General features: G+C 40.7%; 11 protein-coding genes. 3 read left to right on the forward strand and 8 right to left on the reverse strand.

Going from position 1 to position 12503, the window contains the following annotated elements; all coding sequences use genetic code 11:
- Positions 1 to 155 precede the first annotated feature (155 nt).
- From HMPREF3108_RS10340 to HMPREF3108_RS10350, 3 genes are all read left to right on the forward strand, one after another.
- Complete coding sequence (locus tag HMPREF3108_RS10340; RefSeq protein ID WP_070494488.1) at positions 156 to 1415, forward strand: NRAMP family divalent metal transporter; 1260 nt, start codon at positions 156 to 158, stop codon at positions 1413 to 1415.
- 124 nt (positions 1416 to 1539) lie between these two features.
- On the forward strand, positions 1540 to 2724 hold the full coding sequence (locus HMPREF3108_RS10345) for a DUF2974 domain-containing protein (protein WP_070494490.1): 1185 nt from the start codon (positions 1540 to 1542) through the stop codon (positions 2722 to 2724).
- 302 nt (positions 2725 to 3026) lie between these two features.
- A complete protein-coding gene (locus HMPREF3108_RS10350) occupies positions 3027 to 4223 on the forward strand; it encodes a ferredoxin reductase family protein (protein WP_045773176.1) in 1197 nt (398 codons plus the stop codon).
- Positions 4224 to 4649: 426 nt separating this feature from the next.
- Here the strand turns inward: HMPREF3108_RS10350 and HMPREF3108_RS10355 are convergent, their stop codons facing one another.
- The 8 genes from HMPREF3108_RS10355 to HMPREF3108_RS10390 all read right to left on the reverse strand — a co-directional run.
- Entirely contained in the window at positions 4650 to 5552 is a 903-nt protein-coding gene (locus HMPREF3108_RS10355) for an aldose 1-epimerase family protein (RefSeq protein WP_048778335.1), read from the reverse strand.
- A 19-nt stretch (positions 5553 to 5571) separates the two neighbouring features.
- Positions 5572 to 5745 carry a DUF3884 family protein gene (locus HMPREF3108_RS10360; RefSeq protein WP_239683412.1) on the reverse strand — a complete coding sequence of 58 codons (174 nt, stop codon included), beginning with the start codon at positions 5743 to 5745 and terminating at the stop codon, positions 5572 to 5574.
- A 160-nt stretch (positions 5746 to 5905) separates the two neighbouring features.
- Positions 5906 to 7312: a 6-phospho-beta-galactosidase gene (gene lacG / locus HMPREF3108_RS10365; RefSeq protein ID WP_045635124.1), complete on the reverse strand. Its 1407-nt coding sequence runs from the start codon at positions 7310 to 7312 to the stop codon at positions 5906 to 5908.
- Between the two features lie 231 nt (positions 7313 to 7543).
- A complete protein-coding gene (locus tag HMPREF3108_RS10370; protein WP_045635123.1) occupies positions 7544 to 9250 on the reverse strand; it encodes a lactose-specific PTS transporter subunit EIIC in 1707 nt (568 codons plus the stop codon).
- A complete protein-coding gene (locus tag HMPREF3108_RS10375; protein WP_002894735.1) occupies positions 9250 to 9567 on the reverse strand; it encodes a PTS lactose/cellobiose transporter subunit IIA in 318 nt (105 codons plus the stop codon). The genes HMPREF3108_RS10370 and HMPREF3108_RS10375 overlap by 1 nt, the downstream gene beginning before the upstream one ends.
- Before the next feature lie 45 nt (positions 9568 to 9612).
- Positions 9613 to 10446 carry a PRD domain-containing protein gene (locus HMPREF3108_RS10380; protein WP_045773174.1) on the reverse strand — a complete coding sequence of 278 codons (834 nt, stop codon included), beginning with the start codon at positions 10444 to 10446 and terminating at the stop codon, positions 9613 to 9615.
- Positions 10447 to 10642: 196 nt separating this feature from the next.
- Positions 10643 to 11623: a tagatose-bisphosphate aldolase gene (gene lacD / locus HMPREF3108_RS10385; protein ID WP_070494492.1), complete on the reverse strand. Its 981-nt coding sequence runs from the start codon at positions 11621 to 11623 to the stop codon at positions 10643 to 10645.
- Positions 11624 to 11626: 3 nt separating this feature from the next.
- Positions 11627 to 12503: tagatose-6-phosphate kinase (locus HMPREF3108_RS10390; protein ID WP_256262241.1), on the reverse strand; the 877-nt coding region annotated here is incomplete at its 5' end.

Raw genomic sequence — 12503 nt, forward strand, 5'->3', positions numbered from 1 at the left:
CACAGAAGTTCTCTTGATGGCACAAAAATCATCTGTTTTCATGGAATTTCAAGTATTTTCCGAAAATTTGTTGACATTTTCTTTATAAATTGATAGAATAACAGAACATTCGGAATTATCTGAAAATTCATTCTTTGTACGAAAAGGAGATTATTATGATTGAACAAACTCAAACATCTACCTGGCAGTCAAAAATAAAAGCCTTAGGACCAGGGATCCTTATGGCTTCTGCTGCTGTTGGTGGCTCTCATATCGTTTCATCTGCTCAAGCAGGTGCCATGTACGGCTGGTCCCTTCTCTTGCTCGTCATTCTTGCCAACCTTTTTAAGTATCCATTTTTCCGCTTTGGTGCTGAGTATACGCTAGAAACAGGAAAAAACTTGGTAGAAGGCTACGCTGAAAAAGGAAAGGTCTACTTGGGTATTTTCTTTATTCTCAATGTTTTTTCTGCCTTAGTCAACACTGCTGCTGTTGGGATTTTGTGTGCTGCTATCGTAGCAAGTGCCTTTCCTAATGCTCTAGGCCTAAGTATCACCCAATGGTCCCTAATTTTGATCGTTATCATTTGGGCCATGCTTCTCTTTGGAGGCTACAAATTCCTCGACGGGCTGGCCAAATGGATTATGTCCGCTTTGACTCTCTCTACTGTCCTAGCTGTCATTGTTGCAATCATTGAGCATCCAGAATATGGGGCAGATTTTGTTGAAAAAACTCCTTGGCAAATGACTGCTTTACCATTTATCGTATCTCTTATGGGTTGGATGCCAGCTCCAATTGAAATCTCTGCCATCAATTCTCTCTGGACTGCCGAAAAGGGAAAAACAGTTGACATTTCTATCAAGGATGGTCTCTTTGACTTCAACGTTGGTTTCATCGGGACTGCTATTTTAGCCGTTTTCTTCGTCGCCATGGGCGCTTTAATCCAATACCCAACTGGGCAGGAAGTCCAAGCAGCTGGAGCAGCCTACATCCAACAATTCGTGGGAATGTATGCTTCTGTCCTTGGGGATTGGTCTCGCTTCTTAATTACCTTTATCGCTTTTCTCTGTATATTTGGAACTGTAATCACAGTCATCGACGGCTACTCCCGCGTCAATGCTGAGTCTCTTCGTCTTCTTTTCAAGAAAAAAGAAATCTCACAAAAAGAGCTGAATGTTTGGATGACTGCTACTTCTATCATCGGTGGTATCATCATTTATTTCTTCCAAGGAAGTGTCGCACCTATGCTACGATTTGCTATGATTGCTTCCTTCTTAACTACCCCATTTTTTGCCCTATTGAACTACCTTCTAGTTACAGGTGAAAATAAAAACCTAGCAAAATGGTTGAAAGCACTCTCTATTCTCGGTCTTATTTTCCTCTTTGGTTTTGCTTTCTTCTTCATCTACGCATTAGTGATTGGTAAGGCCTACTAAATAAAAGAAAGAGCAGATGGCTCAAAAGTTAAGCTTTTGTCCTCTGTTCTTTTTTGTCTCCTTCCACCAAACCCTTCTAGCTTATGATATACTATCTATATATGGATTCCTAGGAGATAGACAAATGGAAAATATTTTTAAGTACCTAGATGATACGCAGTATGATAATATCTATGACCGTCCCTTTAATGAACTTGACCTGCTCATCCTAACAGAATTAGCCTACCTTTCTTTTGACGGACTTGTCGCAAGCGATCTGGATCTAGATAAAAGCAAGCGGCTACAAGACATTGCAGAAAATTACCCTCAAGAACAATCTATGATGCATACCCGCAATCGTCTTAAACTACTTGAAAAAGCCTCCCAAACTAAACGTTTTAAGAATATTAAACTGATGGGTTTTATAAACGACATTGACATGGAGATTGAAAAACAATTTGCTGCCCTAGTATACTGTATTCAGTCTAAACCTGCCACTTACGTCCTAGCCTACAGAGGAACCGATGACTCTATCATTGGCTGGAAAGAAGACTTTCATATGACCTATATGGATCGGGTTCCAGCCCAAAAAAATGCCAAGAAATACCTAAAAGAAGTTCTCAGAGAGCTTGATGGAGACTTCATCTTGACTGGGCATTCCAAGGGAGGGAACTTGGCTGCTTATGCTGCTAGTCAAGTTAATCCTCTCTTGCAGGAGCGTATTAAAAAGATCTATAGTTATGATGCTCCTGGCCTTAACAAGGCCATCATTGAAAGCGATGGTTATAAGGCAATTGCCAATAAAATTCAGCATTACATTCCGCAAGGTTCTATTGTGGGCATGATGTTAGAAATTCCTAAACAGATAGCAATTGTCAAAAGCACTGCCCTAGGAGGTCTAGCTCAACACGATACTTTTTCATGGCAGATTGAGGGAGACAGCTTTGTCCTCCTAGACAGCTTAAATCCAGATAGCCTCCAGACGGATAAAACATTGAAGAATTGGGTAAGAAGTACATCTGACGAAGAATTAAAAGATTTCTTTGATTTGTTCTTCGGACTTGTACTAGATGCCGGTATCACTTCTATTGATGATTTCTCTAAGATTTCAAACGTTAGAAAAGTTTTAGAGATTTTTAAAAACGCCAACGCATTATCGGATGAGGAAAGAGAAATGCTGACACGACTCACTAGTCTTTTAGTAGATATGAGAGTCCAAAGCTGGAAGGACGATATTAGTCTCCCAGACTTCGGCCAATTTTTTCAAGAAGCTAAGGATAATATTTCAGAGTTCACCAAGAATTTGCCCTTCCACAACACTGAATCATAAAATATTCTTCAACTGAGTAGCCATTTTAAGACATAGCTTTCTTGAATGTTTTTTGACCTTGTGTTAGCAAGGGTCTGACAGATGCTGCTTTGTAGCTAACACTTTTCAGACTGAAGAAGATTTCTTCTATACTAAATTCTTTCAATGGAATATTCCACCTCGCTTTTTCTCGAATAAATTCTGTTCATCATATCCATATCAATTTAAAACAAGCTTGTCCTTGACAGCTTGTTTTTTCTTTGTTAAAATGTAACAAAAAATATTACAACTAATTAGTGATATTTTTAGAAAGGACACAAACTATGAAATCTATCAAAGGAATTGCCCTTATTGCTGTCAGCATACTCTTGACCATCTATGCTTGGGCTTCAGCTGGAATGACCAACTTTATCGTACCTGGCCTAGCCTTGACTACCCTTTCCTTGACATTTTTACTTGCGACTCGGAACGCCCTATTGGAAAAATGGTTCCATGGCATCGAAAATATGTACGCTTATCATAAGTTTACAGCTATCTTTTCCGTCGTTCTGCTCGCTCTCCACAATGTTGCCATGGGTGGCAGTCTCTGGGGCTCTCATCTGGCAGCCCAGCTTGGTAATGTTGGTATCTATTTATTTGTCAGCATTGTTTTGGTGGCCTATCTTGGCAAGCACATCAAGTATGAGGCTTGGCGCTGGATTCACCGCTTAGTTTATTTGGCCTATATCTTTGGTCTCTTCCACGCCTATATGCTAATGGGGGCTCGACTCCTAACACCGACATTGCTGGGCTTCGTAGTCGGATTCTATGCAATCATTGGTTTGGCATCTGGCTTTTACATCATCTTCCTCTATCAAAGTTTGGCTTTTCGCCATCTGGGAAAAATCATGCAGGTCAAACGCCTCAACCATGATACAGTAGAGTTGAAAATCCAACTCAGTCAAAAGCTAGACTACCAGTACGGTCAGTTTGCCTTCGTCAAGATTTTCCAAGAAGGATTTGAAAAAGCGCCGCATCCCTTCTCTATCTCTGGCGGCCATGACAATATTGTCTATTTTACTATCAAGAACTCTGGTGATCACACTAAGAAACTTTATGACAAGATCCAAGCGGGAACCAAGGTCACCATTGACCGCGCTTATGGTCATATGATTCTTGATCAGGGGCAGGAAAAGCAGATTTGGATTGCTGGTGGGATTGGCATTACGCCCTTCATTTCATATATCCGTGAAAATTCTAACCTGAATCGTCCAGTCAGCTTCTACTACGCTTATACTGGAGCAGAAAATGCTGTTTACCTCGACCTACTCAAAGACTACGCTGCTAAGAATCCGCAGTTTGACCTTCATTTGGTCGATAGCAAGGTCTCTGGCTATTTGGACTTCAAGAATTATCCTTTGGATGACCAAACCACCGTCTTCATGTGCGGGCCTGTCAAAATGATGGATAAACTAGCCAGCGAATTCAAAAAGACCAAGCCTAAAGCAGATCTGGTCTATGAAGGCTTTAAGTTTAAATAAAGAGTATAAAACATCAGGAGCAACCTTATTGTTGCTCCTGATGTTTTATTGTCTAGTAATGGATGGAGCTGAATCAAGATACAGATTGGGAGGTCTACGCCATATTTAGAATATCCAGCAATCTCTAAATAACCTATAACAAGTAAATCCGAAACAATGAAATCCTCATCTTTATTGCTTACAGCTATGCTTTTAATAGCAAAATCATCCAACCTAATATATTTTTGTTTTCAAATCAAATACGTGGATACATCCAATGATTCTCTACATTCATAAATATACTAGCTTATCTTGGCAAACAATACATTATAAATAGTGTCTTGGAGTAACTTTTGAAACGACATAATAATCCCCCTCCCAACGATACCTTTACAGATTTTTTACCTACTAATCTAATAAAGCAAGTACTTTTTATCCATTATTCGTTTAAATTTCTGTTATCTCAATGGAATAAGTTTTATAATCAGACATTTCAGGCTCAATAAAAGTTACATTTTCCTTGTAATTAAAAAATACAGATTCTTCTTTTGATGTAGATAAGCCACCCCATGGTTCAATTGCAATAAACGGCCCTTTATTCGCAGTAGACCACAAAATTAAATATGGAAAATCTTGGAAATCAATTTTTACTGCTTTATTATGATTTTTAGACTTTAATGTTACCGAACGAGAAACCAGCTTATCCAAAGTAATTGCATCCTTTGAAAATAGATCATAATCTAAAGCTAATACTTTTTCTTTATTTAAAAAAGGCGAACGGCTTTTTATGTCAAGTAATCCCGTCTCGGGATATGATGCTGGAATACTACAATTTTCTTCGTTTTCAAACTCGAGATAATAATCTTCATACCGTTCATTTTCAAATAAGGGACAATTAAAACCCGGGTGCGCGCCTATGAAATAAGGCATATCTTGATTTAATCCTAAGTTCTCAACTAAGTATTCTACTTCAATCTTAGATTTATCTAAAGTATAAAATATACTTAAACGAAAAGGATAAGGATATTGTTTTAACATTTCCGAATTACTTTCAATTGAAAACATAATTTGATGATCATTTATTATCTTATGCTCAAAATCTTTCTTTCTAACTAAACCATGACGAGGAAGATGGCCTTCTATAACTCCTTCATCTCCCATAATAAAGAGAGGAGCATCATCACGGACACTACCACAGTTAGGAAACAAGACAGGAGCCTGTCCTCCCCAATATTCAGGATTTCCCTTCCATAAATATTCCACGCCATCCTTATCTTTTATGGAAGATAATTCTCCACCCTTTTCCTTAAATTGAACTTTTAGAAAATCATTTGATAACTCTAGTACCATATTTTTACCTCTCTTTTTACTATTTATCCTTTTTATAAGGTATTATATCTACATCAAAACTAACCAAACTTCTGTCAGATTCCTCAACTAAACTTAGAAACATGTACTCAAAACAATCAATAGTCAACTTAGAATGGCAAATCCATTCTAAACCTTCTGATACGAACCAATCTCCAATAAGAATAAGTTCCATTTTTTAATCCAAGGTACTTGAGAACATCGTTCAAAATTAATAATTTAAACTTTTTTATATAGAGAACCTGATACTGCTTTTAGTAAACTCTTTGTTTTTTCAAGCATGGCTTACCTCTTTTCGAAAAGCCGAGAGAGTTCAACTCTAACGGCTTTACTTTCTATTCAATCATTTGTGTTTCAGCTAGTTTCTTATACCAGTGAGCGGATTTCTTCGGATAGCGTTCCTGAGTTTCAAAGTCTACGTAGAATAAGCCGTAGCGCTTTTCATAACCGTTAGACCAAGAAAAGACATCCATCAGAGACCAGATAAAGTAGCCCTTGACATTAGCCCCGTCCGCAATCGCATCGGATAAAACTTCCAGATGCTGCTTAACATAGTCAATCCGAGCATCGTCGTAAACTGTATTGTCCACAAATTCATCTTTATAACCCAGACCATTTTCTGTGATATAGATTTTCTTGTAGTTGGGATAATCTTTCTTAATCCGCATGATCTGATCATAAAGACCTTGCGGATAGATAATCCAATCCCAATCAGTTTTTGGTATATGGGTTGGAGATTCTCTGCGCCCTACACCCTTAATCTGGTACTTGGAGCTTCCCTTTTCGCCTTTTCCGTTATGGATAATTTCTGTTTCACCGTCAAAGTCGCGCATCCAATCACTCATATAGTAGTTGATGCCGAGGAAGTCATTGAGGTCTTTAGCTGCTTCTAAAGCCGCAAAGTCTTCATCTCGTAGATCCAGCTGACCACCATTGACCTTAAGGATATGATTTACTCCTGCCAGAGTTACATCTGAATAGTGCCCCAGATAAGTCGCATCTAGGATAAACTTGTTATGGATAATATCTTCCAACTCTGCTGCTCTGACATCTGCTGGATTTTCTGGATCGAAAGGATATTTTGTAGGAAGTGCATGAACGACACCGATTTCACCCTTGTATCCCTTGTCCTTATAAAGCTTAACGGCACGGGCATGAGAGACCATCATGTTGTGATGAGATTGGAAAACCTTGGCCAAGTCATACTGAATACCTGGGGGGAATTTTCCAACTAAGTACTGACCATCACCAATTGGGCCAATTTCATTGAAAGTTGTCCAATAGCGAACTTCTGGAAATTCTTCAAAACAGAAAGCTGCATAGTCCACAAAGTGCTCAATATTTTCCCGATTGAGGAAATCGCCATTTGAATGAAGAGCCTCTGGTGTATCAAAGTGGTGAAGGGTCACAAAAGGTTCTACATGACGCTTGTGGCATTCTGCGAAAAGATTATGGTAAAATTCCACACCTTTTGGATTGACCTCGCCATAGCCCGTCGGGAAAATCCGTGACCAGGCAATGGAAATCCGAATACCATTGACACCATACTCTTCAGCCAATTTCAGATCCACAGGGTATTTGTGGTAAAAGTCGCTGGCAGGTTCTGCCGTATACCAGTAGTTATCCTCCAGGTACTTATCCCAGGCAACAGGTCCTTTTCCATCTGTGTGGGTTGCTCCCTCAGCTTGATAGGCCGCTGTTGCACCACCGAAAATAAAATCTTTAGGTAAGCTTTTTGTCATCTTATTTTCCTTTCAATAACATTTGGAGAGTGGGACAGAAATCGGTAATTCGTTAGAATTCGATTTCGTCGTCCCACCTCCGCACAGTTGAGTAGGGCTGTAAAAGCTGATGAAATAAGCGTAGTAGAGCCCACTCAACCACTGCGTCTTGCTCGACAATCCAAAGACAATTGAGAGGCTAGGACTTTTGTCCCAAACTCTATCAAGTTGCTTCATCTCAAATAAATAGATTTAGTTGTTGAATTGCTCCTGAACGAAGGCCAGTGCTCCTTTACCATCGCGGGTTAGTTTGATGTATTGGGCTCCTTCAGTCTTAGCCAGCTTAATCCCCAATTTATCAGTTTCCGCCTTCATATCTTCAAAGTTAGAGGCAACTTGAGGGGCAAGGATAACTAGGTCAAACTCAGGCAACATTTCACGGTGAGCACCGTAGCCACCCGCTGCTGCTTTGACAGGAACATTGTATTCAGCTGCTGCTTTATTCAAAGCGTTAGCCAGCAATCCGCTGGTACCACCACCTGCACAGAGCACCAGAACATTGGTTTCTTCGCTAATATTGTTTTGAGCTGGAGCTTCTTCATCCACTCCTGCTTTTTCAAGGATAGCATCCGCTTTAGCAGTGTTAAAGTTAGCTGCTACTTTTTCTTTTAGAGCATCATTAGCTTTACCAGAACGTTCTTCTTCTAGGATTTGTTCGTCATAAACCTTGACAAATGGATAATAAATAACCACATCCACTACAACAAGAAGGACTGCAAGAACAAAGGACAGAAGTTGGAAGTTGGTCCCCAGCACAATTCCCAGTGGTCCAGGAGTCACCCAAGGAAGGTTTGCTGAGAAGGAGTTCATGTTCAAAGTATCAACAAAGAATTTGAAAATCCATACGTTTACGATAGGTGCAAATATAAACGGAATGAAGAAAATCGGATTCAGTACGATTGGAGCACCAAAGAGAATGGGCTCATTAACACCGAAGAAAGTTGGGACAACAGACGCTCGTCCAATTGCACGGTTACGCTCTGACTTACAGATCCACATAAAGAGGAATGGAACAATCAAGGTCGCACCAGTACCACCCATGGTAACGATGAACATTTGAGTACCAGAAGTGATGACCTTATCCGCATGCTGACCAGCTTGAGCCAGAGCCAAGTTGGCATCAATATTGGCATAAGTAATGGCAGCAATGGCAGGCTCAACGATAGACGGACCGTGAATTCCCACAAACCAGAAGAAAGCATAAGCACCAAAGATAAGTGTGATTCCCAGATAGCCATCTGCCGCTGAGAAAAGCGGAGCGAGAAGTGTTCCGATGGATTCAGCAACCGTCACTCCCAGACTTGCTTTAACAAGCAGTTCCAAACCGTAGAGCAGAACGACTGAGACAGTAAATGGAATCAAGTCTTTAAATACTTGCGAGATATTTGGTGGAACTTCTTCTGGCATACGAATGGTGACATTATTTTTCACACAAACCTTGTAGACATTAACCGTAACAAAGGCTGCGATGAAAGCTGTCAAAAGACCTTTGGTTCCCATGAAGGCAGTCAGGAAGCCACCTTCCTTGGCAGGCTCAGCTGCCATGAGGAGGAAGCCGACCATAGAAGCTAGCATAGTAGACAAGAAGTTAATCTGATTTGTCGCAGGCAGGTCGCGGTTGACAGAGTCTGTCAGCGCCTTAGCAGTGGTCCCACCCACAAAGAAAGCCAGAATCCCCATCGAATAGCTATAAGGGGTCATTAGGAAAGTTTCAATATCCTTAGACCAGTGGAAGCCCCAAGCATTTGGCACATAGGCAATCAAGATAAAGATAGATGAGAAGAGGATGACTGGCATACCAGCGATAAAGCCATCCCGAATAGCGCGGAGATAGATATTCCGAGAAATCTTCTCAAAGAAAGGCTTCCCTTTCTCAATAAGTCCGATGAGTTTATTCATTATTTTACTCCTCTTTTGTATAGTTCAATCAAATGGTGCATCATGTCTTTTAGCAAGATAGTAGTCATTAAGTGATCTTGGCCGTGCATCATAGTCACACTGTAAGCCAAGTCCTCACCAGCAGCTTCTTTTGTCAAGAGACTGGTCTGAGCATGGTGAGCTTCAGCGATGCAGCCATTGGCTTCTTCTACTAAGGCATCTGCCTTAGCAAAATCCCCAGCCTCTGCGGCTTTCAAAGCTTCTAGGAGCTTGGAGCGAGCGTCACCAGCGTAGGCAACAATTTCAAAACCGAGCAATGTTACTTCTTCTCTATTCATGAGAGTTCCTCCTTGTATTCTTGTGTGAAATTTTATTATTTTCTATTATAAAAGGCGTTGGATATGCAGCACCAGGTAGACTCGTTCGCTGCGGTAGAGATCGATTCCCGTCTTCTGGGCAATGATTTGGTAAATATCGCTTCCGACCTGATAGGCTTGAGGGTAGGTCATCTGGATCTGACTTTCCATTTCCAACAGGGAAACATTGTCATCACGGCTTCTGTCCAGATAGTCCAAAAAGTAGTTCAGGTGAATCATAAAACGGTCATAAAAGTTGCTGTTTTCTGCACTTCTTTTAATGCCATTTTTCTTCAGCTCTGCTTCAACTGCAGCCAGAATATCTTTTCGCCTGTCCAAATGGCTTTGTCCCTCAGGATTGGTCTCCCCTTCAGCATTGATAAAGTGATAAGCAATGCGATTGACCTCGTCGCTAGGAAAATTATCCAACAACCTCTCGCGGTATATCGCTAAGGCTTCCTGAGCAATCTGATAAGGAACAGGGTATTTATCCGAAGCATCCGGCAGGTCACTCTCCTTGTACCTGCCCTGCTGCACAGCCTGATAAGAACAGTAAATGTGATCCGTCAGCGTGACATAGATATACTCCTGGACAGGGTAATCATACTTCTTAGAAAGGGTATCAATCACATCATAAGTCACTGTGATAAAGTCCAGCGGAACATCTTTGAGCAAGGCCACAAAGTTTTCTTTAGACTCTTCCGTTCTTAGGCGAAAGATTTTCTCAATCTTACTTTCCAGAACGATGTCACCCTTCTTTTTATTAAAAGCTATGCCACTGCCAATCAGAACAACCTCTTCACCATTTTCATGTTTAGCTAGAGCAACATTGTTGTTCATAGGATGTATGATTCGATACATATCTCCTCCTCTTCATTTTCTAGGGTTCTGGCAAAACAAAAAGACCACAAACAAACTAAGGCTATATCTTCCCTCAATTTATTTGCGGTCACGCCTAATCCAGCTTAGTAACGCTCACCCTATTCAATTTCTGACTTCATTATAGCATATCAGTCTCAGAATGTAAACCCTTACTTCATTTATTTTTTAACAAATTTTAGGCTCTTTCTTTCCAAGAAGTAGCTGTTTTTTGAAGAACCTTGTTGAGTTCGTCAATATTTTCAAATCCTGTTGTACGAAGCCACTTGCGAGCTGCTTCTTCACCTTGCTCAATGTAGTCTTTGACACTGCCAGCCCAAGTCGCACGTCCGCAAAGAACGCCGTTAAAGTTAGCACCTGACTCATGAGCGAACACAAGTGTTTCTTGGAAAAGTTTCGCAGATACACCAGCACTCAAGTAGATGTATGGCAAGTTTGTTGCCTCATCTTGTTCCTTGAAGAAGGCAGCTGCTTGTTCTTTAGTATACACCACTTCACCATCGCCAAAGCCTTCAACATATTTAACATTGACTGGAACTTCCACTTTCAAGACATCAATATTGAAACGTGGGTCTGAGAAGACCTTCATGGCACCGATAACCTTGTGTGGTTTTACTTTGGCATATTCTGCAGAACCTGCTTCAGCGATTTTTTCATCGTAAGCCAAGATTTCAAGGAAGAATGGAATATCTTCTGCCACCCACTCTGAACCCACACGCTCGATATAAGCCTGCTTTTGCTGATTGAGTTCTTCAGAGCTGTCTACATCATAGTAAAGAAGGAATTTCACTGCATCTGCACCTTGTTCTTTAATACGTTTTGCAGACCAAACATCCAGACAGTCTGGCAGGCGCTTGGTGCTTGAAGTATCATAGCCTGTCTTTTCATAGGCCAATAGCAAGCCAGCATTCTTGTCCAAAGCTTTAGTAGCAGGCAGTCCGTACTCAGGATCTAGCAACATAGATGAAGCATAAGGAGTTAGCTCTTCTGCGACCAAAACTTTCAGTTCTTCCATTTGAGCTACTGTTGGTTCTTCTGTTTGGTATTGAGCCATGAGGCGTTTCAAAGCACCACGTTGGTCAAAGGCAAGAGCTGAGATGATCCCATTCTCGTCAGAAAGTTTTTCCATGTACTTGCGTTTTTGTTCTGTTAATACCATTCTTTATACCTCTTTTACTGTGATTTGATTATATAAATTATCATAATTGTAGACATTGACATGTCCAGTCATTTTTTCTTGGGCATTGAGCATGCCGAGAACATTTGCCTTTTTGAGCAGGGAGGCAGCATCTGCTTGATGACTCAAGGCTGAAGAAATCCCTGCAACAGTTGAGTCGCCAGAGCCAACTGGATTGACCACTTGGATTTTAGGAATATCTACTTTATAGAAAGTATCACCATGTTTTGCAAAAGCGCCATCTGCACCGAGTGATACGATGATCCACTCGATTCCTTCAAATAGCGGTTCTGAAAGGACAGCTTTTAACTCATCCAAATCTTTGGAAATTTCGCGACCCAACAACTGAGAAAGTTCTTCGTTATTAGGTTTGATGGCAGTTGGTTTCACATCTGATTTGAGCACAGCTTCCAGAGCTACTCCAGAGCAATCCAGCACTACCTTATTGCCAGCTTGATTAGCAATTTCAACCAATTGAATATAATATTCAACTGGTAAACCGGCTGGTAGACTTCCCGAGATACTAACTACCTCAGCTGATTCCATTAATGATTTAAAATGATGTAAAAAACCATTTGCTTCATCCGCTGTAATAGTCGGACCGGCTTCTAGGATTTCTGTTTGCTTGCCTTCGTGTAAGATAGCAATACAGTTTCTCGTATCTCCCGAAATCTTATAAAAGCATTGTCTAACATTAGGATGAAGGTTTTGTAATAAGAACTCTCCATTAGTCCCACCAATCAGGCCCGTCGCAGCAACATTATCTCCAATTTCTGCCAAGACCCTGGTTACGTTGAGACCCTTTCCGCCTGCTGTTTTACTGGCTTCTGCAACACGATTAACAGTATCTATTTTCAATTCT

Source organism: Streptococcus sp. HMSC10A01 (assembly GCF_001807785.1).
Classification (GTDB): domain Bacteria; phylum Bacillota; class Bacilli; order Lactobacillales; family Streptococcaceae; genus Streptococcus; species Streptococcus gordonii.